This window comes from Minwuia sp. IMCC3009, from assembly GCF_029909415.1.
In the GTDB taxonomy this organism is placed as follows: domain Bacteria; phylum Pseudomonadota; class Alphaproteobacteria; order Minwuiales; family Minwuiaceae; genus Minwuia.
On record NZ_CP123781.1, the window covers coordinates 1333101 to 1357585 of the forward strand.

The window sequence follows — 24485 nt, forward strand, 5'->3', positions numbered from 1 at the left end:
GCACAATTCCGTCGAACACAAATGTGCTATCCATGCCGAACAGGGAGAGGAGTTCGCACTTGGCCGAACGTGGTAACGACAAACCCCATCTGGATATCGCCGATCTGGCGGAGCGCATGTCAGCGTCTGCGGGGCGCGGCTATCCGCCCGTGGACCAGTGGCACCCGGAACATGAGGGCGTCATCGACATGCGCATCACGGCTGACGGGACCTGGCTCTATCAGGGGTCCCCGATTCAGCGCGCAGCCATGGTGCGCCTGTTCTCCACCGTCCTGCGGCGTGACGAAGACGGACACCATTACCTGGTCACACCGGCGGAAAAGCAGCGAATCACCGTCGACGTGGCCCCGCTGCACATCGTCGAGATGTTCCGGGAAGGCTCGGGTGAGGGCCAGAAGATTGCTTTCCGCACGCTCACCGACGACATGGTGGTGCTGGACGCCGCGCATCGCCTGCGGGTGGAGGTCGATCCGGAGAGCGGGGAGCCGACCCCCCTGGTGCCGGTGCGGGGCAATCTGCAGGCGATCATCCTGCGGTCGGTCTTCTATGATCTGGTCGATATTGCCGAGGAGCGGGAAGTGGAGGGCGTGACGGTGCAGGGCGTGATGAGTGAAGGGGTCTTTCACATCATCGGTCGCCTGGACGGCACGCCACACCTCGGGCAGCCGGAAGGGGACAAGGGCAAATGAGGCCTGACGATATTCGCGCGCGACTGATGCAGCCTGTCCGGTCCGAATGGGGACATTCCGATTATGATCTGACGCCGGACGCGCGCCCGGACGAGAAGCCGCTGAAGCCTGCCGCGGTGCTGGTGCCGATCATCGACCGTCCGGAAGGACCAACCGTTCTGCTGACCCGACGGACGGCACATCTGTCGTCCCATGCCGGGCAGATCAGCTTCCCCGGTGGCCGCGCCGAGCCGGAAGATCCTTCGCCCGAGGTCACCGCACTGCGGGAGACGGAGGAGGAGGTCGGGATCGATCGGGAGATCATCGACATCGTCGGGCGGCTGGATACCTATCGCACCGTCACCAACTATGCCGTTACACCCGTTGTCGGCATCGTCAGGCCCGGCTTTGCCCCCAGTCCGGACCCCTACGAGGTGGCGGAGGTCTTTGAGACGCCGCTAGCCTTCCTGCTCGACAGCCGCAACCACCAGCGGCACTCCGGGTGGTTCAACGGCACGCCGCGCCGCTGGTGGGCGATGCCGTTCGGCGAATATTACATCTGGGGCGCGACGGCGGGGATGCTGATGAATCTGCATGCCCGGCTTTCCGACCCGAAACCGGAGGACGCATGACCAAGATCATCCTGCTGCGGGTACTGCTGTTTCTCGTGCCCTTTGTTCTCTACTGGCTCTACTGGCGTCTGCTGAAACGCCGGCACGACAAGGGCAAGCCGACCTATCCCGTGGCAGTCCTGGCCATCTGCGGTCTCGTACTGGTCGCGGCCTCCTTCCTCGTCCTGCGGGCGACGGAGGGGGAGGGCACCGATTCCACCTACGTTCCGCCAAGGTACGAGGACGGAAAGATCGTTCCTGCCCAGAATATCCCGAAGGAATAGACCCATGGCGGCAAACGACACGATCTCCATCGCGGTCCTGCCGGGCGATGGCATCGGACCCGAAGTCACGGCGCCTGCGCTGGATGTGCTGCACGCGGTGGCGGGACGCCATGGCTTCGGCGTGGACGCCCGGGAACATGGTGCCGGGGCCGGCCACTACCGCGATCACGGCTCGGCCCTGCCGGAGGAGACCATCCGTGCGGTGGAGAGCGCCGACGCCACGCTGCTGGCCGCCATGGGACTGCCCGACGTGCGCTATGCCGACGGCACCGAGATCGTGCCGCAGATCGACCTGCGGGAGATTTTCGGCCTCTACGGCGGCGTGCGGCCCATCCGCGCCTGGTTGCCGGAGGCGGTGCCGCTGAAGGACCCGCGCGGGGCGGACATCGATTTCGTGCTGGTGCGGGAATCGACGGAAGGACTGTTCGTCGAACGGGGCAAGCGTAACGGGGACGCCGACCATGCCACGGATACCATGCGGATCACGCGGACGGTGTCGGAGAAGCTGTTTCACTTCTCCTTCCAGCTCGCCCGCCAGCGCCGCAGTCACCTTACCCTGATCGACAAGGCCAACGTGCTGGGGTCGATGGCTTTCTTCCGGGAAGTCTTCGACGAGGTCGCGGCCGAATATCCCGATGTCACGACCAGCCGCCTCTATGTCGATGCGACGGCGATGCTGATGGTTCAGCGCCCCTGGGACTTCGACGTCATGGTGACCGAAAACATGTTCGGCGACATCCTTTCGGACCTGGCGGCGGGACTTGTCGGCGGCCTCGGTCTCGCGCCATCGGGCGACATCGGGGACAAGGTGGCGATCTTCCAGCCGAGCCACGGCACTGCGCCCGACATCATGGGCAAGGGGATCGCCAATCCGCTGGCGACGATCCTGTCCGTTTCGCTGATGCTCGACTGGCTGGGACGGCGCCGGGACGATCCGCGCCTGCTGGCCGGTGCGGCGGATATCGAACAGGCGGTGCGCAAGGCCCTTGCTGCCGGTGACGCCACCACGGTCGATCTGGGGGGCAAGGTGCGGACCGGGGATGTGGCAAGGGCCGTGATCGCACGGCTCGGCGACAGGTGACTCAGGTGTTGCGGGTTGCCGGGGTCGGCGCCGGGTACTTCAGCCAGTTTCACTACAATTCATGGCAACGTATTGATCGCGTTGATCTGGTAGGAGTCTGCGATACCGATTTGGCGAAAGCCGAGGCGGTTGCGCCGGATCGCGCCTTTGCCTCCGTTTCGGACATGCTGGCTGCCACCGGGATTGATCTGGTGGATGTCATCACACCCCCCGCTGCCCGTCTGGCAGTGGTGGAGGCGGTGGCTGCAGCAGGCCTGCCGATGATCGTGCAGAAGCCGCTGGCCGACGACCTGATGGCGGCGCAGGAGATTGCCCGTGTCGCCCGTCGGGCCGGTGTCGCGATGCTGGTGCATGAGAATTTCCGGTTTCAGCCCTGGTACCGGGAGGCGCGGCAACTGCTGGACGCCGGCCTGCTGGGACAGCCGCAGGGCATCCAGTTCCGGCTGCGGCCAGGTGACGGGCGCGGCCCTGAGGCCTATCTGGCGCGCCAGCCCTATTTCCAGCAGATGCCCCGGTTCCTGATCCACGAGACCGCGGTGCATTTCATCGACACCTTCCGCTATCTGATGGGCGAGGTCGGATCGGTCATGGCTGATCTGCGCAGGCTCAATCCTGTCATTGCGGGGGAGGATGCGGGGATCGTCCTGTTCCGCTTCCGAGACGGCGCAAGCGGCATCTTCGACGGCAACCGGCTGGCAGAGATGGAGGCGCGGAACCCACGCCTCACCATGGGGGAGATGCTGCTCGACTGTGCCGAAGCGAGCCTGCGACTGGATGGTAACGGCGGCCTGCACCTGAAGCCCCATGGACAGCCGGAACGACCGCACGCCTACGAATGGTCGGACCGGGACTTCGGCGGGGACTGTGTTCATGCCTTCCAGCAACATGCCGTGGCCCATTTCCTGGATGGTGCCAAGGCTGAGACATCGGTTGATAAATATCTCCGAAACGTCCGAATTGTCGAAGCAATCTACGAATCTGCAGCCGAAGGTGAGTGGGTGCAGATCTGATCCTGCGTCAGGTGCGCCGGACCCGTGACAGCCAGTAGATTCCCCCGCCGGCGAGCAGCCCCCAGAAGGCCCCGCTGACGCCTGCGAAGGTCAGGCCCGATGCGGTGACGATGAAGGTCACGATCGCGGCCTGACGGTCCCGTTCCTCCTTCACCGCGCCCATCACCGCGCCGCCGAACGCGCCCAGCAGTGCCAGCCCGGCCACGGCCTCGATCAGGACGGGCGGTGCCGCATTGACCAGCGCCGTCGCTCCACCGGCGAACAGACCGAACAGGATGTAGAACACACCGGCCACGATGGCCGCCCAGTAGCGCCGCGCCGGATCGGGATGCGCATCCTTGCCGGCACAGAGGGCGGCGGTGATGGCCGCCAGATTGACCGCATGGCCACCGAATGGTGCCCCGATCAGGCTGAAGATGCCGGTGGCCGTGAACAGGGGACCGGGCGCGGGGCGATAGTCATTGACGTTCAGCACCGCGATTCCGGGGATGTTCTGCGAGGCCATGGTCACGATGAACAGAGGTACCGCCAGACCCAGCGCCGCGAGCGAGAAATCCGGCATGACGAAGATCGGTTCGGGGACGATGGCCGACATCGGGATCGGTGGCAGCTCGATCACCAGAATCAGCAGGCCGAGCGCGACCGCCACTGCTGCGGGAACCGCAAGCAGGGGCCGGAACCGGGCCACCAGCGCCCAGACGAGAAAGATCGCCAGGCCGCTGACCGGTTCCTCTGCCACCGCCCTGACCGGGGCGAGGCAGAGGCCCAGCAGGACACCGGCGAGCATCGCGTTGGCCAGGGGCGCGGGGATCCGCGCGACCGCATTGCCGAGCGGTCGCCAGAGTCCGGCCAGAATGATCATCAGCGCGGAGATGATGAAGGCGGCGACAGCGGTGGCGAAACCACCCTCCACCGCGGCGGAGGTGGCGAGCAGGGCGGCACCGGGCGTCGACCAGGCGATGCTGATCGGCATGCGGTAGCGCAGGCTGAGCATGATGGCCGAAACACCCATCGCGAACGACAGCGCCATCAGGCCGGAGGCCGCCTGCGTCGGGCTTGCGCCGATGCCGCTGAGGCCTGCCAGCACCACGGCAAACGAACTGGCGCAGCCAACGAAGGCCGACAGCATTCCGGCGCTGGCCGCCTGCAGACTGAATCCACGAAACATCCGCTCAGTCCTTTCCGCCGAGGGCCACGAACTGCCGTCCGAACCAGTACCAGCCCCCCGCGCCATCGGGCAGTGTGCAGTTGAAACGTGACCGGCCCGGCTGCAAGGGCGCCGGAGCCTGGAAAGCGACTCGGTCCCCTTCGATGTCCAGGTCCACGGCACCGGAACCGGTCGAGTGGTAGCAGGTCACGGCACCCGGACGGAGACCGTCGTCCAGCCTGAATGCGAATGTCGGTCGGGAACCGGCCTCAAGCTGCGTCTCCGCCGGTGTGGCGTCGTGGACGGGCAGGGGGCGTGTGCCGACCGCGGTGCGGAACCGTGATATCTCGCCGTAGCGTTCATTCATGGCGAAGCGCGGCAGGTCGAAGCGGTCGCGTCGGCGCCCGACAGCCCCGGAATGCTGCCCGAACGCCGCCCTGAAACCCATGTCGGAGATGACCTTCCGCAAGCGCAGGCTGTATTCCCCGAACGGATAGGCGAAGACGTCCGGCGACTGGCCAAGTTCGGTCTGCAGCCGTTCCATGCCCCGCGCGACATCCGCACGCGCGGCGGCTGGGTCCATGAAGGTGATGTGACCATGACTGGCTGAATGGCCACCAATCTCCATGCCCTCATCGCGGAGCTGCCGGATCTGGTCCCAGGACAGATAGCGGCGCAGTCCCTGATCGACGGGATCGGTGGCGACGAACAGGGTCATGGGCCAGCCGCGTGCCTTCAGGCGGGGCCAGGCTTCGGTCATGACGGACAGGTAGGCATCATCGGCGGTGATCGCGACGGCCTTCTCCGGCAGTGGCTCCCCGTCTGCCAGCGCATCCAGCACCGTTGCCAGCGGCAGCACACTGTAGCCTTCCGCCTCCAGATGCTCCAGATGCGCCTCGAACTGTTCCAGCCGGATATTGGTCAGGGGCACATCGTCTTCGCCGAAGCGGTGGTACATCAGCACGACCGTGTGATCCGCAGCCACAGCCGGGGCTGTGACCAGCAAGACCAGCAATGCAGCCCAGCAATGACGAAGGAACATCGTCGTTGGCATGTTCGTAACCCTTCTTTGCTGTATATGCAGGGGCGGCGGTGGCGCTGAGACACGCCGGGACTATTACCAGTCACACCAGCGCCGGGGAACGCCTGCAGGGAAGGATACTGTCATGTCGCAGATGCTGAACGATGCCGGAATGGATCTGATCTTCCGCAACGCCAGAACGCACAATGCCTGGACCGACAGGCCGGTCAGCGAGGTCACGCTGCGCGCGCTCTACGACCTGATGCGCAATGGACCGACCAGTGCCAATGGCTCCCCCGCGCGGCTGCTGTTCCTGACCTCGGAAGAGGCGAAGCTGCGGCTGAAGCCTGCCCTTTCGGAGGGCAACATGGCCAAGACGCTCGCGGCCCCCGTGACCGTGATCGTTGCCCATGACCTGAAGTTCTACGAGCTGATGCCGAAGCTGTTTCCGCACGAACCGGATGCGAAGAACTGGTTCAAGGTACCGGAGGTGGCGCAGGTGACGGCATTCCGGAACGGATCGCTGCAGGGGGCCTACATGATGATCGCCGCCCGCGCGGTCGGACTGGATTGCGGCCCGATGAGCGGGTTCGACAACGCGATTCTGGACCAGGAATTCTTCCCCGAAGGGCAGGTGAAGTCGAATTTCCTCTGCAATCTCGGCTACGGCGATCCCGAAGGGCTGTTCCCGCGCAGCCCGCGTCTGGAGTTCGAGGAAGCCTGCGAGATCCTTTGAGGCCCCCAAGCTTGATGCACCGACCGTGATCCTCGCCATCGATACAGCCTCCCGCGCCCTGTCCATTGCGCTGGGCGATGGCCGTGGCGTGTCTTATGCCGCGCACCAGATGCGGTCGCGCGGGCAGGCCGAGAACCTGATGCCGATGATCGCGCGCGGTTTTCGCGCCACGGGATGCAGGCCTGATGATCTGACAGGCCTGGCCGTGACCGTCGGGCCGGGGACCTTCACCGGCCTGCGTATCGGCCTTGCTGCGGCGCGGGCGATGCGCGTGGCCCTGAACGTTCCCCTGTTCGGTATGAGTGCGCTGGAGGTCCTGGCGGCCGAAGCGGCCTCGCGGTTTCCGGACCGCCCGGTACTGGCGGCGCTGGATGCCCGCCGCGATCAGGTCTATGCGCAGATGTTTCGTCGCGCGGCACCGCCCTTCGCGGAATGCTGGTCGGCACCCATGGCCATCGCTGCCGGAGACGCGGCGCAGATGGCGGTGCCGGGGACCGTTCTGATCGGCAATGGCGCGGCCCTTGTCGCGGCGCATCTTGGCGGGGAAACCGTGGTGCTCGACGGGGTGGAGCCGGACGCGCGGCATCTTCTCCGCTTGGCGGCGGCGCGGCCGCTGCCAGCATATCCTGTTCCGTCGCCTGGTCCGCTCTACCTTCGCGCGCCGGATGCGAAGCTGCCGACGCGGCGATGAAGCCGGTCACGGAAACCGTGGGTGTCGCGGCGGCAGGGCTGCTGGCCGAGCTGCATGCGCGCAGTGTTTCGCAGCCCTGGGATACCCGGGCCTTCACCGAACTTCTCGGCATGCCGGGGGCCTGTGCGCTGGTCGCCCGGACACGGGAACCTGTTGGCTTCATCCTGCTGCGTCAGGTCGTCGACGAGGCGGAAGTGATCATGATCGCCGTCGAACCGTCCGCGCGCCGTCAGGGGATTGCCCGAATGCTTCTTGCCAATGGCATCAAGTGCTTGCAGGGACTTTCGCAGGTTTTTCTTGAGGTAGCGACGGACAATCAGGCTGCCATAGCGCTCTACACGCATGCGGGCTTTGAAAGGGTGGGAGTCCGGCGCGCCTATTACACCGATGATTCCGGCAACACGACGGACGCGCTTGTCATGCGGTTGATGCCAGCCCTTTCTTGCCGCGAACCGGACTGAGCACTATACATTCCCCAATAGAACAACAGGCGGGGGCCATGGAATCCACACTGGCGCAGAAGTGCATCGAACACGGTATGCGGATGACGGACCAGCGCCGCGTGATCGCGCATGTGCTGTCGACCGCCGAGGACCATCCGGACGTGGAGCAGCTCTACGAGCGGTCCAGCGCCATCGATTCCCGGATCTCCATCGCGACGGTCTATCGCACGGTCCGCATGTTCGAGGAGGCAGGCATCCTGGAACGGCACGACTTCGGTGACGGCCGTGCCCGCTACGAGGAAGCCAACGACGAACACCATGACCATCTGATCGACGTGAACTCGGGGGAAGTGATCGAGTTCACCAACGAGAAGATCGAGGAACTGCAGCGCATCGTTGCACGGGAACTGGGCTACGAACTGGTTGACCACCGGCTCGAACTGTTCGGCACCCGCATCGGCCGCAAGCAGGGATCCAACGACTGATGCGGACCGCCTATATCACGGCGATCATCCTGTTCCTGATCCTCTTCACCCTGGTCATCATGCCGCCGCACCTGCTGGGCATCCTCTTCGGTTGGCGGATTTCCCGCTACATCCCGCAGCTCTGGCATCAGGTGGCCTTCCGCCTTCTTCGGCTGAAGATCCACATCGAGGGAACGCCGGTGCGCGGCGAGGGGGTGCTGTATGTCAGCAACCATGTCTCCTGGGTCGATATCGTCGTCATGGGTGCGACCCTGCCGGCCAGTTTTGTCGCCAAGAGCGAGGTCGGGACCTGGCCGGTGATCAAGTGGCTCGCCAATCTGCAGCGCACGGTCTACGTCAGCCGCGACCGCAAGACCGCTGACAGGGAACGCAAGGCGATGGAGGCCCGGCTGTCCCGTGGTGACAGTCTGATCCTGTTCCCGGAGGGCACGTCGGGCGACGGCCTGCGTATCCAGGAGTTCCGTTCCGCGTTCTTCTCGCTGGCCGACCTGAAGGTGGACGGTCAGCCGGTGAAGGTGCAGCCGATCTCCCTGACCTATACCCAGGTCGACGGATTTCCGGTCACCCGCCGGTCGATGCCGCAGGTGGCCTGGTACGGCGACATGGACCTGGCGCCGCACCTGAAGAACTATCTCTATGGTGGCCCCTATGAGGTCCGCCTGAAGTTCCACGAGCCCGTGACCCTGGAAGCGATCGGCAACCGCAAGAAACTGGCGAGCTATTGCCACGAGAAGGTTGTGGCGGGCAACTCGGAGGCGTTGAGCGCGTCCGCAGCTTGACTTGACCCCAATGCCTGATACATGTCCCGGAAATCAGGTGGCACGGATACCGGGAGCCGGTGTTCCGCCCGCCAGTTCAGCGTGACACAGCAGGCGTGACCCAGAAACTCTTCATCAAGACCTATGGCTGCCAGATGAACGTCTACGACTCCGAGCGTATGGCGGATATCCTGGCGCCGTTGGGATATGCGGAGACCGGCAGTCCCGATGATGCCGACATGGTCATCCTGAATACCTGCCACATCAGGGAAAAGGCGGCGGAGAAGGTCTTTTCCGAACTCGGCCGTATCCGCAAGCTGAAGGATCGGCGCCGCGCCGCAGGGGCCGACATGGTGATCGGCGTCGCCGGCTGTGTGGCGCAGGCCGAAGGCGACGAGATCGTGCGCCGCGCGCCCTTCGTCGATATCGTCTTCGGGCCGCAGAGCTATCAGAACCTGCCGGAGATGGTGGCACGCGCCGCGCGGGCGAACGGCCAGCCCGTGCTGGAAACGGATTTCGAGGTCGAGGACAAGTTCGATCGCCTGGCGGAGACACCGGGCCGGTCCGGACCGACTGCGTTCCTGACCATCCAGGAAGGCTGCGACAAGTTTTGCGCCTTCTGCGTCGTGCCCTATACCCGCGGTGCCGAATATTCCCGCTCCGCGCCCGAGATCATGGTGGAGGCGCGTCGGCTGGTGGCTTCCGGTGCCGTGGAGATCACGCTGCTCGGCCAGAACGTCAACGCCTGGCATGGTGCCGGCCCCGATGGCGGGGCCGACTGGGCGCTGGGGCGGCTGGTGCGGGAACTGGCGGAGATCGATGGCCTGCAGCGCATCCGCTACACCACTTCGCACCCGCTGGAGATGACGGCCGACCTGATCAGCGCCCACGCCGAGGTCCCGGCCCTGATGCCCTATCTGCATCTGCCGGTGCAGGCCGGTTCGGACCGGATCCTGCGGGCGATGAACCGTCGCCACGACCGCGACACCTATTTCCGCATCGTCGACAAGCTGCGTGATGCACGGCCCGATCTGGCCCTGTCCTCCGATTTCATCGTCGGCTTTCCGGGTGAGACCGACCGGGATTTCGCCGATACGCTGAACCTCGTCACGCAGGTGAAATACGCGCAGGCCTATTCTTTCAAGTACAGCCCGCGCCCCGGAACCCCGGCGGCGGCGGAGAGCGTGCAGGTTGCGGAATCAGTGAAGGACGAGCGGTTGCAGTCACTGCAGGCCCTGATCAATGAACAGCAGGCGGCGTTCAACGCCGACATGGCTGGCCGTACGATGCCGGTACTGCTGGAGCGCGACGGACGGCATGCCGGGCAGCTGGTCGGGCGCAGCCCCTATATGCAGGCAGTGCATCTGGATGCGCCCGCGAGCTTGCGCAACCGGATTGCAGACGTCACGATCATCGAAGGGCGAGCCAACAGTCTCTCCGGTCGTCTCGCCCGGAACCCGGATGTCGTAGATGCTGCCTGAAGAGAAGGGCTGACCAAGGCTTTGACCACACCTGACAATGTGCGCACGTCCCAGGGCGGCCTGACGGTCGATTTCGAGGACAATCGCCTGCTTGGTGCCCTGTTCGGCGATCATGACAGCAATCTTGCCCGGATCGAACAGGAACTGGGCGTTTCCCTGACATCGCGCGGCAACCGCATGGTCATCGGCGGCGACACCGCTTCCTGCGAGCGCGCGCGCGGCATTCTGCGCGCCCTGTATCAGCGGGTGGAGCAGGGGGATCCCGTCGGCCAGCGTGAGGTGGATGACGCCATCCGCCTGGGGCATGACAGCGGCGTGGCCAACGGTGTCCTGATCCAGACGCGCAAACGCGCGATCAAGCCACGCTCCCCCAACCAGATCCACTACGCCCGCAATCTGATGGAGAAGGAACTGGTGTTCGGCATCGGCCCCGCCGGTACCGGCAAGACCTATCTCGCGGTGGCGGCGGCGGTCAGCATGATGCTGACCCATCAGGTGGACCGCATCGTGCTCTCGCGACCGGCCGTCGAGGCGGGCGAGCGGCTGGGGTTCCTGCCGGGCGACATGCGCGACAAGGTCGATCCCTATCTGCGTCCGCTCTATGACGCCCTCTATGACATGCTGCCCGCCGAACAGGTGGCGAAGAAGCTGGAGACCGGCGAGATCGAGGTCGCACCGCTTGCCTTCATGCGTGGGCGCACGCTCGCAAACGCCTATGTCATCCTGGATGAGGCGCAGAACACGACCACTGTGCAGATGAAGATGCTGCTGACCCGTCTGGGCGAGAACTCCCGCATGGCGATCACCGGCGATCTCTCGCAGATCGATCTGCCGCGCGGCACCCGCTCCGGACTGCGCGAGGCGCTGGAGGTGCTGGAGGGTGTGGAAGGCATCGCCTTCACCTCCTTCGATGCGCGCGACGTCGTCCGCCATCCGATGGTGACCCGCATCGTGCGCGCCTATGCCAGTCATGAGCAGGCCGAACTGTTCGAGGGACCGGAGAAGGAGTCGTGAGCGCCGCCGCCCCGGTTTCGTCTGTTTCCGACCTGCCCCGGGTCGAGGTCGTGCATGCGGCGGAGGGCTGGCCCGATGACGCTGACGCCGTGGTTCAGCGCGCCGCCCGGGCCGTCCTGTCGGGATTTGCGGATGCAGCATCCTTCGGCGACATCTCGGTCGCCCTGATGGATGATGCGTCCATACAGGTTCTGAACCGCGACTACAGGGGCAAGGACGCCCCGACAAACGTGCTTTCCTTCCCCGTGGAGGAAGATGGCGGCATTCTGCCACCGGGTGAGCGACTTCCGCTGGGCGATATCGCGGTGGCGCTGGAGACCGTGGTGCGGGAAGCGGTCGAGGAAGAAAAGACGCTGGCCGCACATCTGACACACATGGTCGTGCACGGTACCCTGCATCTGCTGGGTTACGATCACGAACTGGACAGCGAGGCCGAGGAAATGGAAACCATGGAACGGGATGTTCTTGCCAGCCTCGGTATCGCCGACCCCTACAGGACATGACAGGACTGACACGCTGATGAGCGATTCATCTTCCAGTATGCAGCCCCGCAACGGCGGGGCCGATGACGAGACCGAACAAGGCGTCAGAAAGGGGTCGTGGCTGGGCGACCTGGTTCGCAACCTGACAGGCAGCAGGCCGGAAGAGAACGGCTGGCGCGAAAGCCTGGAGGAATTGCTGGAAGAGCACGAGATCGGCGACGCCGAACTTGGCCCGGAAGAGCGGCACATGCTCTCCAACATCATTTCCCTGGGCGAGAAGCGTATCGAGGATGTGATGGTCCCGCGGGCCGACATCGTCGCACTGGAAATGGGTTTGCCCCTGCAGGAAGTGGTGGAGAGCTACCTGGCCGCACCGCACTCCCGCCTGCCGATCTATCGGGAGAACCTGGACGACATTGTCGGCATTCTCCACATCAAGGACCTGGTCCAGCTCTGGGGGCAGGAGGGCGATGTCGATCTGGCGCCGATCCTGCGTCAGCCGCTGGTCGTGCCGCCCTCCAAGCCGGTGACCGATCTGTTGGTGGAGATGCGCGCCCAGCGCCGCCATTTCGCCATCGTCGTCGACGAATATGGCGGCGTCGATGGGCTGGTGACGATCGAGGATCTGATCGAGGAAGTGGTCGGCGACATTCGCGACGAGCATGATACGGAGGAGGAGCCGGTCTTCATCGAGCATGAGGACGGGACCATCGAGGTCGATTCCCGCTACGAGCTGGAAGACTTCGAGGCGCGCGTGGATTGCGACCTTCTGACCGATGCGGATGACGAGGAAATCGACACGCTGGGCGGTTTCATCTTCGTGACCCTGGGGCGGGTGCCGAAGCGCGGCGAGGTGGTGCGTCACGACTGCGGGCTGGAGTTCGAGATCGCCGATGCGGACCCGCGGCGGATCAAGTTGCTGCGTGTCCGTCGTTTTTCCCCTTCCGCCACTGACGTGGAGCGGACGGAGAAGGGCGGACTGTGACGCAACTGGCCGGTCGTATGGCCGCGCTTTCCGGCTGGCGACGCCTGTTGCTGGCCTTCCTGCTCGGTGCCCTGATGAGTCTCGGCTTCGCGCCGTTCCACCTTTTCCCTGTCTTCTGGATCGGATTTGGCGGCCTGTTGCTGCTGCTGCGCGGTGTGCATCGCGGGCGGGCCGCATTCGCCCTTGGCTGGTGGTTCGGCTGGGGGCATTTCATCGCCGGCCTCTACTGGATCGCTTCCGCCTTTCTGGTGGAGCCGGACAAGTTCGCCTGGATGGTGCCGTTTCCGGTACTGGGCCTGCCCGCCCTGCTGGCACTCTTCCCGGCGATTGCCGTCTGGCTTGCCTGGCGTCTGAGCGGGCCGGGCACATTCCGCCTCTTTCTTCTGGCGGCAAGCTGGACACTGGCCGAAGTGGCGCGCGGTGAGGTCATGACCGGGTTTCCCTGGAACCTGGCAGGCTATGGCTTCGGTTTCGCCGATGCCGCGATGCAGCCCGCTGCCTGGATCGGCACCGTGGGGCTGAGCTTCCTGGCGGTCCTGGCCGGGGGCGCGCCGTCGCTGGCCCTCGTGGGGCGGGGGCACTGGCGTGCACCCGTTGCGATCGTGCTCGGCACGCTGGTCCTGATCGGAGCAGGGGCGTGGCGGCTTTCGGATGCGACCCCGGACAACGCGGCCGCCGATGCGCCGACGATCCGCATCGTGCAGGCCAATATCGCGCAGCGGGACAAGTGGCGGCCGGATCGGATCGAGACCAATTTTGCCAGGAACCTGGCCATGAGCCTGCCTTCCGCAGCGGAGCGGATGCCTGATCTGGTGATCTGGCCCGAGACGGCCGCGACATTCCGGATCAACGCGGACCTGACCGCGCGGCAACGCATTGCCCAGGTGGCCGATCGCATCAACGGATTGGTGATAACCGGCGCTCCGCGTGCCGAGGTCGGTGCGGACACGGTACGATTCTTCAATTCCGCCGTCGCGATCAACCCTGAGGCGCAGATCATCGACAGTGCCGACAAGCGCCACCTTGTGCCGTTCGGAGAGTATCTGCCGTTTCGGGATCTGCTGTCGCGCGTGGGGTTGGACAAACTGGCGCAGGGGAGAGGTGATTTCTCGCCCGGCGCAGGGGGCAATGACGGACTGCTGCACCTGCCGGGACTGCCGCCTGCGCGGGTCCTGATCTGTTACGAGGTGATCTTCGCGGACGAGGTCGCCACCGGCGATTCGCGACCCGGCTGGCTGCTCTCGTTAACCAACGATGCCTGGTTCGGGACACTTACCGGGCCGGATCAGCATTTTGCCATGGCCCGATTCCGTGCGGTTGAGCAGGGGCTGCCTCTGGTCAGGGCAGCCGGAACGGGAATTTCAGCGATTGTTGATGCTTACGGTCAAGTGCAGAGCAGACTTGATTTAGGGGTATCAGGGGTTCTGACAGGCACCTTACCGGGGCATGCCCAAGAAACCCTGTATGCATCTGTGGGGCGATGGCCGATTATTCTGGGTATCTGCATGCTTCTTGTTGTGTCTTTGATTACCATGATCACGGGTATGCGGCGGGAAACGTGAACTCTGATGTATGTTCTTTTCAGCAATATTGAATAAATTTGGATGTAATTGAAGTCTGGTCAGTTAATGCCGTAGACAAGCTCATGAGATCAACAAGTGTTCGATGCAACCAAGGGTTTAGTTTCCTGTTTCTCGCTTGACGAATTGTCGTGAAATCTTCATAGGGAAGTCGTCGGGGGACGGGTAAGGGCGATGCTGGCTGGAATGGCCGCGCGGCAACTTTGTAGGTAGTGCGAGGACTCAATATTGGCTGAACATCCACATCCGGTCGATGTCTACGTTGGCGGACGAATCAGGCTGTGCCGGACCCTGAAAGGCCTCAGTCAGCAGAAGCTGGCCAATGCGCTGGGACTTACCTTCCAGCAGGTGCAGAAATACGAGCGTGGTGCGAACCGTGTGGGCGCAAGCCGGGTATTCGAACTCAGCGAGATCCTGGACGTGCCGCCGTCCTTCTTCTTCGATGGTGCGCCTGCGACGGGGAAGGGGAGCAGTGTCGCACCTTCCGGACTGGCCGAATCAGAGCCTGCGCCGTTTGACTCGGAGCGTCTGTTCCGCCGCGAGATCCTGGAATTCGTGCGGGCATACGACAAGATTTCCGACCCGGCCGTGCGCAAGCGGCTCTTCGAACTCGTCAAGGCAATTGGCGCGCAGTTCGAGACGGAAGTGTCCAAGGACTGACATGCGACCCTCTGGGTGCAGCGACAATCCGGTCGAGTGTGGCACTTGACCGGATCATTCGTGCTTGTCACAAAGCGTCGCGTTTGAAATTTCAGAGCACTGAAAGCTGACAGGAGGGGCGACTTTGCCGCGGCAGAATTTTCTTTTCACTTCCGAATCCGTTTCGGAAGGTCACCCCGATAAGGTCTGCGACCGGATTTCGGATGCTGTTGTCGACCTGTTTCTGGCTGCCGAGCCGGACGCGCGTGTCGCCTGTGAAACGCTGACGTCGACGAATCTGATCGTCCTTGCCGGCGAGACCCGTGGGCCTTCCTCCATCACCAATGAGCTGATCGAGAAGACCGCGCGCGATGCGGTCAAGGCGATCGGCTACGAGCAGGATGGCTTCCACTGGAAGAATGCCCAGGTCCAGATCCATCTGCATGAGCAGTCGAGCGACATCGCGCAGGGCGTAGATGCAGCAGGCAACAAGGATCTGGGTGCCGGCGACCAGGGGATCATGTTCGGCTATGCGGTGCGCGAGACCGAAGAACTGATGCCCGCACCGATCCATCTCTCGCATCGCATCCTTCAGGACATGGCTGCCGCGCGCCACGATGGCAGCCGTCCGGAGTTCGGCCCCGATGCCAAGAGCCAGGTGACGCTGGAGTATCGTGACGGCAAGCCGGTCCGCGCCACGTCGGTGGTGGTTTCCACGCAGCACATCGACGGTGTGGGCCAGGAAGAAGTGCGGGAACTTGTCCGCCCCTTCGTCGTCGCCGCCCTGCCGGAAGGCTGGATGTGCCCGGAGGACGAGTTCTACGTCAATCCGACCGGCAAGTTCGTGATCGGCGGCCCCGATGGTGATGCCGGTCTGACCGGACGCAAGATCATCGTCGATACCTATGGTGGTGCGGCGCCGCATGGTGGTGGTGCCTTCTCCGGCAAGGACCCGACCAAGGTCGATCGCTCCGCTGCCTATGCCGCGCGGTATCTGGCGAAGAACGTGGTCGGCGCCGGTCTCGCCGACCGATGCGTCATCCAGCTTTCCTATGCCATCGGCGTCTCCAAGCCGCTGTCGGTCTATGTGGACCTTCAGGGCACGGGCCAGGTTGACGAAACGAAGCTGGAGAACGTGCTGCGGGAGGTCATGGACCTCAGCCCTCGCGGGATTCGCCAGCACCTCGACCTGCTGCGTCCGATCTACGAGCGGACGTCGGCCTATGGCCATTTCGGTCGCACAGCCACCGACGACGGCGGTTTCTCCTGGGAAAGGCTGGACCTCGTCGATGCGCTGAAGGGCGCATTTTCCTGAGTTCAGCAATCCGGACGGCGGTCGCGAATGGGCAAGGCGCGGACAGCAGAGGCGCGACCTTACCGGTTCTATGGCCGCCGACAGGGCAAGAAGCGCAGTGATCGCCAGCAGCATCTGCTCGACAGTGTCCTGCCGCGGGTGGGCGTCGAGACGGGCAGCCTGGGGGCTGACGGGCGTGCGGTGTGGCTGGAGATCGGGTTTGGCGGGGCTGAACACCTTCTCGGTCAGGCGCGGGCCAATCCGGATGTGCATCTGATCGGCTGCGAACCCTTTCTGGAAGGTGTCGTCAAGGCGCTGGACGGTATCGAGGGGGAGGGGCTGACGAACGTCAGCGTGCACGCGGAGGATGTGCGTCCGTTGCTCGACGGCATGCCGGAGGCGGTTCTTGACCGGGCCTTCATCCTGTTCCCCGACCCCTGGCCGAAGACCCGCCACCACAAGCGGCGCCTGGTCTCGACAGCGACACTGGACAGTCTGGCGCGGGTGATGCGGGACGGGGCCAGCCTGCGGATCGCGACGGATCACATGGGTTATGCGCGCTGGATACTGTCCCATTGCCTGCGCCACCCGGCGTTCGAGTGGACTGCGGAGCGCGTTGCCGATTGGCGCGAGGTGCCCGCCGATCATGTAACGACGCGCTACCAGTCGAAGCTGCTTGCCGGTTCCGAACCGCTTTTCCTGACGTTTCGCCGACGGGAACGGTCACCGGGCGGAGAAGAAGGTTGATATCCGGGCGTTTGCGGCTATAACGCCTCTCTACACCAGTAATCGCTTACCAGAGCGAACGTCAGGGTGGGCCAGCGGCCCACTTTTTTGTTTGTGTCGAGTGGAGGTTCAATGTCAGGCGGGCCGGGTGATCGGATTTGGACCCTGATCGAGCCATCCATGCTGGATATGGGCTACCGTCTGGTGCGTGTGCGTTACACAGGTGGCAAGCGTCCGACCCTGCAGGTCATGGCGGAGCGGCTGTCTGACGGCGCCATGGAGATTGATGATTGCGAGACGGTCAGCCGGGCGATTTCCGCGCTGCTGGACGTCGAGGACCCGATTGATGGCGCCTACGCGCTGGAGGTTTCCTCGCCCGGCATCGACCGGCCACTGGTACGGCGAGAGGATTTCGAGCGCTACAGCGGTCACGAGATAAAGCTGGAGCTGGCCCGGCCACTGGATGGCCGGAAGCGGTTCCGGGGGCAGCTTCTGGGCATGAACGGTGACAATGTGCAGTTGCGCATGACCGGGGTCCCGGCGGAAGAGGCAGATGTCGAACTGGATTTCGAGGCCATCGGAGAAGCCAAGCTGGTACTGACCGATGCGCTGATCGAAGCAAGCCTGCGTGAAAGCAAGGCCCGGGAAAATGCCCGGAAGAAGTCGAATGGAACGGAGTAGAAGATGGCGGTGACAACAGCCAACAGGCTCGAACTTCTGCAGGTTGCGGATGCAGTCGCGCGGGAGAAGTCCATCGATCACGAGATCGTGCTGGAGGCGCTGGAGGAGGCGATCCAGCGGACGGCGAAGACGACCTATGGTGCCGAGCACATGATCCGGGCCGAGATCGACCGCAAGACGGGCGAGATCAGCATCTGGCGACTGCGCGAGACCGTTGAGGAAGTCGAGGACGCGACGACGCAGATCCCGCTTTCCCGCGCCCAGGAAATGAACCCGGATGCCCGCGTCGGCGACCTGATCTCGGAGCCGCTGCCGCCCATCGATTTTGGCCGCGTCTCCGCGCAGGCCGCGAAACAGATCATCTTCCAGAAGGTGCGGGACGCGGAACGCGACCGCCAGTACGACGAATTCAAGGACCGTGCGGGCGAGATCATTTCCGGCCTGGTCAAGCGGGTGGAGCATGGCAACGTCATGGTCGATCTCGGTCGGGCGGAGGCGATTGTCCGCCGTGATGAGCTGCTGCCGCGCGAGACCTTCCGCCCCGGCGACCGTGTGCGTGCCTACATCTATGACGTGCGTCGCGAGACCCGGGGGCCGCAGATCTTCCTGTCGCGCACCCATCCGCGCTTCATGGCGATGCTGTTCGCGCAGGAAGTGCCGGAAGTCTATGACGGGATCATCGAGATCCGGGCCGTTGCACGGGATCCCGGCAGCCGGGCCAAGATCGCCGTCCTCTCCAACGACTCGTCGATCGATCCGGTGGGTGCCTGTGTCGGCATGCGCGGCAGTCGCGTCCAGGCGGTCGTGAACGAACTGCAAGGCGAGAAGATCGACATCATTCCCTTCACGCCCGATCCGGCGACCTTCATCGTCAGTGCACTTGCCCCTGCCGATGTCATCAAGGTCGTGCTGGACGAGGACAAGAACCGCATCGAAGTGGTTGTCCCCGACGACCAGCTCAGCCTGGCGATCGGCCGGCGCGGGCAGAATGTGCGGCTGGCCTCCCAGCTCTCGGGCTGGGATATCGATATCCTGACCGAGCAGGAGGAATCGGAACGCCGTCAGCAGGAATTCCAGGAACGCAGCAACATGTTCATCGAGGCGCTGGACGTCGACGAGATGATCGCGCAGTTGCTGGTTTCGGAAGGTTTCGATGCGGTCGAGGAAATCGCCTTTGCCCCGCTTGACGAACTGGAGGAGATCGACGGCTTTGACGAGGATGTCGCCGAAGAACTGATCCGTCGCGCAAATGATTATCTCGCCCGCATGGAAGAGGCGCTGGACGAGAAGCGCAAGGAGATCGGTGTCGAGGATGCGGTGGCCGCGATCGAGGGGCTGACCCCGGCGATGCTGGTGAAGCTCGGCGAGGCCGGGATCAAGACACTCGACGATCTGGGCGACCTGGCTTCGGAAGAGCTGGTTTCCGACACCAATGCACCGCTGCGCGACAGCGACCTGTCACTCGACGATGCCAATCGCATCATCATGGCGGCCCGCGCGCACTGGTTTGACGATGAGGAAACTGGCGAAGCAGCCGGTGATGCCGGGGAAGAGACTTCGGTCGTGGAGGAATCAGACGACTAGGACTCCGAAAGGAAGCGAAAGGCAGGTGTCGGAGCGTCGCTGTGTTGTCACAAGGCAATGCCGCGATACATCCAGCATGATCCGGTTCGTGCGCGGCCCCGACGGGGACGCGGTGCCTGACCTGGACGAGAAGCTGCCCGGACGTGGAGCCTGGGTGGTTGCGGATCGGGAAGTGCTGGCGCAGATGCAGAAGCGCAATCCTTTCTCCAGGGCTTTCAAGGTGGAAACCCGACTGGCAGATGACCTGCCGGAAGTCCTGGTTCGGCTGCTGCGGCGCAAGTGTCTTGAACTGATTGGCTTGGCCCGCAGTGCGGGGCAGGTGGTCACTGGGCTGGAGAAGGTCACGGCGCATGCGATGAAGCATCCGGTCGGGGCAATGGTGGTCTCTTCCGATGCGGGACCAGGCGCGGTGGAGAAGGCGACAAGACTGGCCCGTTCGGCCCCTGTGATCGATTGCTTCGACCGGGACGAATTGGGTTTGGCCTTGGGCCTTGATAATATGGTACATGCTGCGATCGCTCCGGGGCGGCTCGCGGCTCGCCTCCTTCGGGAGGTGGAACGACTGTCCGGTGTGCAGTACGGCACCCGGCAAATGCATGACGAAAGACAGGCGATCGATGAGTGAAGCGAAAGAGACGGGCGACAAGAAAACCCTGAGCGTATCGCAAGGCGGGCGACTCGGCCTGAAGTCAGGCGGTGGCGCTGGTGGTGTGCGCCAGAGTGTGTCCGGCGGTCGCGGTAACAAGACGGTTCAGGTCGAGGTCCGGCGGAAGCGCGGCGCGAAGCGCGACGGCGAGGCGGCACCTGCGGCGGATGTGGTTCGGGAAACCCTGAAGAAGAGCCAGGCTGAGCAGCCGAAGCGCGAGCAGCCGAAGCGTGAGGAGCCGAAGCGCTCGGTCGATCAGACCCGCGGTCGCATGGTTCTTCCGCGTCTGACGGACGAGGAAAAGACTGCCCGGCAGCAGGCGCTGGTGAATGCCAAGGCGCGTGAGGCCGAGCGTGCACGCCAGGAAGAGATCGAGGCCAAGCGCCGCGCGCTCGAAGAAGCACGGATGCGGACGGAGCGCGAGGAGCAGGCCAAGGCCGCGGCGGAGGAAGAAGCCCGCAAGCAGGCCGAGGCCGATGCTGCCCGCAAGGCGGAAGAAGAGGCCAAGGCGAAGGCCGAGGCCGATGCAGAGCGCGCCAGGCAGGCGAAGGTCGAGGCCGAGAAACGAGCCGCGGCGCCGGAAGAAGCTGCCGCACCGGGGGCTGCACCCCGTGGTGCCCCGGCTGACGAGGAGGCGGATTCCCGTGGCAAGCCCCGCAAGGGCAAGTCGTCTGCCCCGGCACCGGCGCGTCCGTCGCGCGGCAAGGGTGGTGATCGCCGCCGCAGTGGCAAGCTGACCATCAGCCAGGCGCTGGATGGCTCGGGAGAGCGCCAGAAGTCTCTGGCCGCAACCCGCCGCCGTCGGGAGCGCGAGAAGCGCACTGCAGAGGGGGGGGGCGAGGCCGCAGGCCGCGTCGTCCGCGATGTTGTCGTGCCTGAGGTTCTGACCGTGGCCGAGCTCGCCAACCGCATGGCGGTGCGTGGCAGCGATGTCATCAAGTCGCTGATGAGCATGGGCGTGATGGCGACGATCAACCAGTCGATCGATGCCGACACCGCCGAGCTGATCGTCGAGGAATTCGGCCATCGCATCCGTCGCGTCTCCGACGCCGATGTGGAAGTCGCGATTGCGGCACCTGAGGATGACGATGCCGAGATGGTGCCGCGCCCGGCCGTGGTCACGGTCATGGGTCATGTCGATCACGGCAAGACCTCCGTGCTCGACGCCTTGCGCAAGACCGACGTTGTCAGGGGCGAGGCCGGTGGCATCACCCAGCACATCGGTGCCTATCAGATCACCACGGATGGTGGTCAGAAGGTGACGTTCCTGGATACGCCGGGCCATGCCGCCTTTACCTCCATGCGTGCCCGTGGCGCGAAGGTGACCGATATCGTCGTGCTGGTGGTTTCTGCCGATGACTCGGTGATGCCGCAGACGGTGGAGGCGATCAATCACGCCAAGGCCGCGAACGTTCCGATCATCATTGCGATCAACAAGATCGACAAGCCCGACGCGACGCCGGAGAAGGTGAAGCAGGACCTGCTGCAGCACTCCATCATCGTGGAAGAGATGGGTGGTGAAGACCTGGCGGTGGAGATTTCCGCGCTGAAGGGCACCAACCTGGACAAGCTGGTCGATACGATCCTGCTGCAGGCGGAACTGCTGGAACTGAAGGCCAATCCGAACCGCGCGGCAAACGGTACCGTTGTCGAGGCGCAGCTGGAGCAGGGACGCGGCGCGGTTGCCACTGTCCTGTTGCAGGGCGGCACACTGCGGACCGGCGACATCTTCGTCTGCGGTGCCACCTGGGGCCGCGTGCGTGCGCTGATCGATGATCAGGGCAACCGCATCGACGAGGCTCTGCCTGCGCAGCCGGTCGAGGTTCTGGGCTTCCAGGGCGCGCCGGAGGCCGGCGACGAGTTCACCGTTGTCGAGGATGAGGGTCGTGCCCGTGAAGTGGCCGAGTTCCGTGCCCGTAGGACGCGTGAGCAGCTTGCCACCCAGGCCGGTCGCGGGACGCTGGAACAGATGCTGTCCGCCATCAAGGAAGGCCAGGCGGCGGAAGTTCCGATCCTGATCAAGGGCGACGTGCATGGTTCGGTCGAAGCGATCATCAACTCTGCCGAGAAGCTCTCCACGGATGAGGTGAAGGCGCGCATCCTGCACGCAGGTGTCGGCGGTATCACGGAAACCGACGTGACGCTGGCGAAGTCGGCGGGCGCAGTGATCTTCGGCTTCAATGCCCGCCCCAACAGGCAGGCACGTGAGGCAGCGGAACGTGATGGCGTCGATATCCGCTACTACAATGTCATCTACGAGCTGACAGATGACCTGAAGGCGATGATGAGCGGCAAGCTTGCGCCGGAAGCCAGGGAGATCACCCTGGGTACGGCGGAGGTCCGCGAGGTTTTCAACATTACCAAGGTCGGCAAGATTGCCGGTTGCCTGGTGATCGAGGGTGTCGTGCGCAAGGGGGCCGGCTATCGCCAGCTTCGCGACGGTATCGTGCTGCACGAAGGCAAGATCGCGACGCTGAAGCACTTCAAGGAAGATGTGGCGGAAGTCCGGCAGGGTTCCGAATGCGGCATGTCCTTTGCCAACCATCAGGACATCCAGCAGAAGGACCAGATCGAGGTCTATCATATCGAGGAAATCGCCCGCTCGCTCTGACGCGGTTGATGCGGGAAGGTCTGTTCGGGCCTTCCTGCCCCCTCGGTCAGGACCCTCCGGCGATTGGACAGGTACCAGATGGCCAAGCGAAAGAATGTCGCCGGTGCAGCACCGGGGACGCGTCAGTTGCGTGTCGGTGAACTGATCCGCCACGCATTGTCCGAGATCCTTCAGCGGGACGAGATTCGCGATCCGGATGTGTCCGGGCGGTCGATCACTGTCACCGAGGTCACGGTTTCGCCCGACATGCGCAACGCGACGGCCTATGTGGAGCCGCTCGGCGGCCTTGAAGTGGAGGCCGTACTTGCCGGTCTCAACCGCTCGGCGCCCTATCTGTCGGGACGCATTGCCCGGTCGGTGCACATGAAGTACGCGCCGCGCATTGCCTTCCACCGTGACCGGTCGTTCGACAATGCCAGCCATATCGATGCCGTGATGCGGGCGGCGCGGGCCGACGACGAGCGGCGCCGGAAGGCGCAGGGGAACGGCGACGGCCCGGACGGCGCAGCCAATGGGTCGTAGGCGGCGCGGCGACCCGGTCAGCGGCTGGCTGGTACTCGACAAGCCGGTCGGTCCGACCTCCACGACCGCCGTCAATCGCTGCCGCTGGTTGCTGAATGCACAGAAGGCGGGCCATGCCGGAACGCTCGATCCGCTGGCCAGCGGCATCCTGCCGATCGCGTTCGGCGAGGCGACGAAGTGCATCAACTTCCTGACCGATGCCACCAAGACCTATCGTTTCACGATCCGGTTCGGTACCTCCACGACCACGGATGACGGGGAGGGGGAGGTGCTGGCGGAAAGTGCGTCCCGCCCCGCAGCGGCTGACATCGCGGCGCTGCTTGACCGGTTCACCGGTGATATCCTGCAGGTGCCGCCCGCATTCTCCGCCATCAAGGTCGATGGCCAGCGCGCCTATGACCTGGCCCGTGACGGGCAGCCGCCGGAAATGAAGGCCAGGCCTGTTCAGGTGGAAAGCCTGACCCTGCTGGGCATGCCTGACGATGATCACGCGGAGCTGGAACTGGTCTGCGGCAAGGGCACCTATGTCCGGTCGCTCGCCCGTGACATCGGCTCCCTGCTTGGCATTCCTGCGCACGCCAGCGCCATCCGCCGGACGGCGGTCGGACGCTTTGTTGAATCCGGCTCAATTTCACTGGCAACGTTCGAGGGGCTGTGCCATAAGCGCAGCGGCCTTGAGGCCCTGAGACCTGTCGAGACCGCGCTGGACGACATCCCGGCACTGGCCGTGACAGGTGAGCAGGCTGACCGGATACGACATGGTCAGGCTGTCAGGGTGCTGAATTTCACGTACCGCGATGATGAACTCATTTGCGCCATGCATGATCAACGGCCCGTGGCGCTGGCTCGATATCGGGCCGAATGGGTTGAGCCGGTTCGTGTCTTCAACCTCTGACCGGGTTTCCCCCGGTCGATCCATTGATGGAGGAACATGATGTCGATTACGCCCGAGCGCAAAGCCGAGCTTATCGCCGAGTATGGTCGTGGTGAAGGCGACACCGGATCGCCCGAGGTTCAGGTCGCAATCCTGACCCAGCGCATCCTGACCCTCACGGAGCACTTCAAGGCTCACAAGAAGGACAATCACTCCCGTCGCGGACTGCTGACCATGGTCAGCCAGCGCCGGCGGCTGCTTGATTATCTCAAGAACAAGGACGATGCCCGTTACCGGGAACTCATTTCACGACTCGGCCTGCGCCGGTGATCGTGACCGTCCGACCAATGGCGGTCGGACAAGCGGGACAGGTTCAGGGCGGATCGGGCAGCGGCCCGGTTCGCCTCCTGTCATTTGTGCGGCGGGATGGT

Annotated in this window: 27 protein-coding genes; 25 read left to right on the top strand and 2 right to left on the bottom strand. The window is 64.3% G+C overall.

What is annotated here, in order from left to right:
- Positions 1-59: 59 nt before the first annotated feature.
- From QGV55_RS06340 to QGV55_RS06360, 5 genes are read left to right on the top strand one after another with little or no spacing between them, the layout of a single operon-like run.
- On the top strand, positions 60-689 hold the full coding sequence (locus QGV55_RS06340; protein ID WP_281017695.1) for a DUF1285 domain-containing protein: 630 nt from the start codon (positions 60-62) through the stop codon (positions 687-689).
- Positions 686-1300: a CoA pyrophosphatase gene (locus QGV55_RS06345; protein ID WP_281017694.1), complete on the top strand. Its 615-nt coding sequence runs from the start codon at positions 686-688 to the stop codon at positions 1298-1300. The genes QGV55_RS06340 and QGV55_RS06345 overlap by 4 nt, the downstream gene beginning before the upstream one ends.
- A complete protein-coding gene (locus tag QGV55_RS06350) occupies positions 1297-1563 on the top strand; it encodes a DUF6111 family protein (protein WP_281017693.1) in 267 nt (88 codons plus the stop codon). Before QGV55_RS06345 ends, QGV55_RS06350 begins: the two co-directional genes overlap by 4 nt.
- Before the next feature lie 4 nt (positions 1564-1567).
- Complete coding sequence (locus QGV55_RS06355) at positions 1568-2644, top strand: isocitrate/isopropylmalate dehydrogenase family protein (RefSeq protein WP_281017692.1); 1077 nt, start codon at positions 1568-1570, stop codon at positions 2642-2644.
- Between the two features lie 5 nt (positions 2645-2649).
- Positions 2650-3654, top strand: coding sequence for a Gfo/Idh/MocA family oxidoreductase (locus tag QGV55_RS06360; RefSeq protein ID WP_281017691.1), 1005 nt, complete (start codon positions 2650-2652; stop codon positions 3652-3654).
- A gap of 7 nt (positions 3655-3661) precedes the next feature.
- Here the strand turns inward: QGV55_RS06360 and QGV55_RS06365 are convergent, their stop codons facing one another.
- The gene (locus QGV55_RS06365) at positions 3662-4822 is read right to left on the bottom strand and encodes a benzoate/H(+) symporter BenE family transporter (RefSeq protein ID WP_281017690.1); all 1161 of its coding nucleotides are present in this window, start codon (positions 4820-4822) and stop codon (positions 3662-3664) included.
- A 4-nt stretch (positions 4823-4826) separates the two neighbouring features.
- Entirely contained in the window at positions 4827-5807 is a 981-nt protein-coding gene (locus tag QGV55_RS06370) for a polysaccharide deacetylase family protein (protein ID WP_281017689.1), read from the bottom strand.
- A gap of 160 nt (positions 5808-5967) precedes the next feature.
- On the opposite strand from QGV55_RS06370, the gene QGV55_RS06375 reads away from it, so the two are divergent.
- The 20 genes from QGV55_RS06375 (at position 5968) to rpsO (ending at position 24384) form a co-directional block, all read left to right on the top strand.
- Complete coding sequence (locus QGV55_RS06375) at positions 5968-6558, top strand: malonic semialdehyde reductase (protein WP_281017688.1); 591 nt, start codon at positions 5968-5970, stop codon at positions 6556-6558.
- A 25-nt stretch (positions 6559-6583) separates the two neighbouring features.
- The gene (gene tsaB, locus QGV55_RS06380) at positions 6584-7249 is read left to right on the top strand and encodes a tRNA (adenosine(37)-N6)-threonylcarbamoyltransferase complex dimerization subunit type 1 TsaB (protein ID WP_281017687.1); all 666 of its coding nucleotides are present in this window, start codon (positions 6584-6586) and stop codon (positions 7247-7249) included.
- Positions 7246-7710 (top strand): ribosomal protein S18-alanine N-acetyltransferase, encoded by a 465-nt coding sequence (gene rimI, locus QGV55_RS06385; protein ID WP_281017686.1) that lies wholly within the window; start codon positions 7246-7248, stop codon positions 7708-7710. Before tsaB ends, rimI begins: the two co-directional genes overlap by 4 nt.
- Positions 7711-7748: 38 nt before the next feature.
- On the top strand, positions 7749-8177 hold the full coding sequence (locus QGV55_RS06390; protein WP_281017685.1) for a Fur family transcriptional regulator: 429 nt from the start codon (positions 7749-7751) through the stop codon (positions 8175-8177).
- Positions 8177-8956 (top strand): 1-acyl-sn-glycerol-3-phosphate acyltransferase, encoded by a 780-nt coding sequence (locus QGV55_RS06395; RefSeq protein WP_281017684.1) that lies wholly within the window; start codon positions 8177-8179, stop codon positions 8954-8956. Before QGV55_RS06390 ends, QGV55_RS06395 begins: the two co-directional genes overlap by 1 nt.
- Positions 8957-9051: 95 nt before the next feature.
- The gene (gene miaB, locus QGV55_RS06400) at positions 9052-10416 is read left to right on the top strand and encodes a tRNA (N6-isopentenyl adenosine(37)-C2)-methylthiotransferase MiaB (RefSeq protein WP_281017682.1); all 1365 of its coding nucleotides are present in this window, start codon (positions 9052-9054) and stop codon (positions 10414-10416) included.
- 21 nt (positions 10417-10437) lie between these two features.
- Entirely contained in the window at positions 10438-11430 is a 993-nt protein-coding gene (locus QGV55_RS06405; RefSeq protein ID WP_281017681.1) for a PhoH family protein, read from the top strand.
- The gene (ybeY, locus tag QGV55_RS06410; protein WP_281017680.1) at positions 11427-11933 is read left to right on the top strand and encodes an rRNA maturation RNase YbeY; all 507 of its coding nucleotides are present in this window, start codon (positions 11427-11429) and stop codon (positions 11931-11933) included. The genes QGV55_RS06405 and ybeY overlap by 4 nt, the downstream gene beginning before the upstream one ends.
- Before the next feature lie 16 nt (positions 11934-11949).
- Positions 11950-12897: a hemolysin family protein gene (locus tag QGV55_RS06415; protein ID WP_281017679.1), complete on the top strand. Its 948-nt coding sequence runs from the start codon at positions 11950-11952 to the stop codon at positions 12895-12897.
- The gene (gene lnt, locus QGV55_RS06420) at positions 12894-14459 is read left to right on the top strand and encodes an apolipoprotein N-acyltransferase (protein WP_281017678.1); all 1566 of its coding nucleotides are present in this window, start codon (positions 12894-12896) and stop codon (positions 14457-14459) included. Before QGV55_RS06415 ends, lnt begins: the two co-directional genes overlap by 4 nt.
- Before the next feature lie 246 nt (positions 14460-14705).
- Positions 14706-15137 carry a helix-turn-helix domain-containing protein gene (locus QGV55_RS06425; protein ID WP_281017677.1) on the top strand — a complete coding sequence of 144 codons (432 nt, stop codon included), beginning with the start codon at positions 14706-14708 and terminating at the stop codon, positions 15135-15137.
- A gap of 124 nt (positions 15138-15261) precedes the next feature.
- A complete protein-coding gene (gene metK, locus QGV55_RS06430) occupies positions 15262-16431 on the top strand; it encodes a methionine adenosyltransferase (protein ID WP_281017676.1) in 1170 nt (389 codons plus the stop codon).
- Positions 16432-16458: 27 nt separating this feature from the next.
- Complete coding sequence (locus tag QGV55_RS06435) at positions 16459-17157, top strand: tRNA (guanine(46)-N(7))-methyltransferase TrmB (RefSeq protein ID WP_281017675.1); 699 nt, start codon at positions 16459-16461, stop codon at positions 17155-17157.
- Between the two features lie 111 nt (positions 17158-17268).
- Positions 17269-17817, top strand: a complete 549-nt coding sequence (gene rimP / locus QGV55_RS06440; RefSeq protein ID WP_281017674.1) for a ribosome maturation factor RimP — start codon at positions 17269-17271, stop codon at positions 17815-17817.
- Between the two features lie 3 nt (positions 17818-17820).
- The gene (gene nusA, locus QGV55_RS06445) at positions 17821-19401 is read left to right on the top strand and encodes a transcription termination factor NusA (protein WP_281017673.1); all 1581 of its coding nucleotides are present in this window, start codon (positions 17821-17823) and stop codon (positions 19399-19401) included.
- On the top strand, positions 19358-20026 hold the full coding sequence (locus tag QGV55_RS06450) for an RNA-binding protein (RefSeq protein ID WP_281017672.1): 669 nt from the start codon (positions 19358-19360) through the stop codon (positions 20024-20026). Before nusA ends, QGV55_RS06450 begins: the two co-directional genes overlap by 44 nt.
- Positions 20019-22658: a translation initiation factor IF-2 gene (gene infB, locus QGV55_RS06455; protein WP_281017671.1), complete on the top strand. Its 2640-nt coding sequence runs from the start codon at positions 20019-20021 to the stop codon at positions 22656-22658. The genes QGV55_RS06450 and infB overlap by 8 nt, the downstream gene beginning before the upstream one ends.
- Positions 22659-22736: 78 nt before the next feature.
- Positions 22737-23180: a 30S ribosome-binding factor RbfA gene (rbfA, locus tag QGV55_RS06460; protein ID WP_281017670.1), complete on the top strand. Its 444-nt coding sequence runs from the start codon at positions 22737-22739 to the stop codon at positions 23178-23180.
- A complete protein-coding gene (gene truB, locus QGV55_RS06465) occupies positions 23170-24075 on the top strand; it encodes a tRNA pseudouridine(55) synthase TruB (RefSeq protein WP_281017669.1) in 906 nt (301 codons plus the stop codon). The genes rbfA and truB overlap by 11 nt, the downstream gene beginning before the upstream one ends.
- A 39-nt stretch (positions 24076-24114) precedes the next feature.
- On the top strand, positions 24115-24384 hold the full coding sequence (gene rpsO / locus QGV55_RS06470; RefSeq protein ID WP_281017668.1) for a 30S ribosomal protein S15: 270 nt from the start codon (positions 24115-24117) through the stop codon (positions 24382-24384).
- The last annotated feature ends 101 nt before the right edge of the window (positions 24385-24485 follow it).

Bases quoted from the DNA above. Each gene is read 5' to 3' on its own strand.
- QGV55_RS06345 (WP_281017694.1), top strand. From the start codon at position 686: ATGAGGCCTGACGATATTCGCGCGCGACTGATGCAGCCTGTCCGGTCC.
- QGV55_RS06350 (WP_281017693.1), top strand. From the start codon at position 1,297: ATGACCAAGATCATCCTGCTGCGGGTACTGCTGTTTCTCGTGCCCTTT.
- QGV55_RS06355 (WP_281017692.1), top strand. From the start codon at position 1,568: ATGGCGGCAAACGACACGATCTCCATCGCGGTCCTGCCGGGCGATGGC.
- QGV55_RS06365 (WP_281017690.1), bottom strand. From the start codon at position 4,822: ATGTTTCGTGGATTCAGTCTGCAGGCGGCCAGCGCCGGAATGCTGTCG.
- QGV55_RS06375 (WP_281017688.1), top strand. From the start codon at position 5,968: ATGTCGCAGATGCTGAACGATGCCGGAATGGATCTGATCTTCCGCAAC.
- rimI (WP_281017686.1), top strand. From the start codon at position 7,246: ATGAAGCCGGTCACGGAAACCGTGGGTGTCGCGGCGGCAGGGCTGCTG.
- QGV55_RS06390 (WP_281017685.1), top strand. From the start codon at position 7,749: ATGGAATCCACACTGGCGCAGAAGTGCATCGAACACGGTATGCGGATG.
- QGV55_RS06395 (WP_281017684.1), top strand. From the start codon at position 8,177: ATGCGGACCGCCTATATCACGGCGATCATCCTGTTCCTGATCCTCTTC.
- QGV55_RS06415 (WP_281017679.1), top strand. From the start codon at position 11,950: ATGAGCGATTCATCTTCCAGTATGCAGCCCCGCAACGGCGGGGCCGAT.
- QGV55_RS06435 (WP_281017675.1), top strand. From the start codon at position 16,459: ATGGGCAAGGCGCGGACAGCAGAGGCGCGACCTTACCGGTTCTATGGC.
- rimP (WP_281017674.1), top strand. From the start codon at position 17,269: ATGTCAGGCGGGCCGGGTGATCGGATTTGGACCCTGATCGAGCCATCC.
- nusA (WP_281017673.1), top strand. From the start codon at position 17,821: ATGGCGGTGACAACAGCCAACAGGCTCGAACTTCTGCAGGTTGCGGAT.
- QGV55_RS06450 (WP_281017672.1), top strand. From the start codon at position 19,358: ATGCCGGGGAAGAGACTTCGGTCGTGGAGGAATCAGACGACTAGGACT.
- infB (WP_281017671.1), top strand. From the start codon at position 20,019: ATGAGTGAAGCGAAAGAGACGGGCGACAAGAAAACCCTGAGCGTATCG.
- rbfA (WP_281017670.1), top strand. From the start codon at position 22,737: ATGGCCAAGCGAAAGAATGTCGCCGGTGCAGCACCGGGGACGCGTCAG.
- truB (WP_281017669.1), top strand. From the start codon at position 23,170: ATGGGTCGTAGGCGGCGCGGCGACCCGGTCAGCGGCTGGCTGGTACTC.
- rpsO (WP_281017668.1), top strand. From the start codon at position 24,115: ATGTCGATTACGCCCGAGCGCAAAGCCGAGCTTATCGCCGAGTATGGT.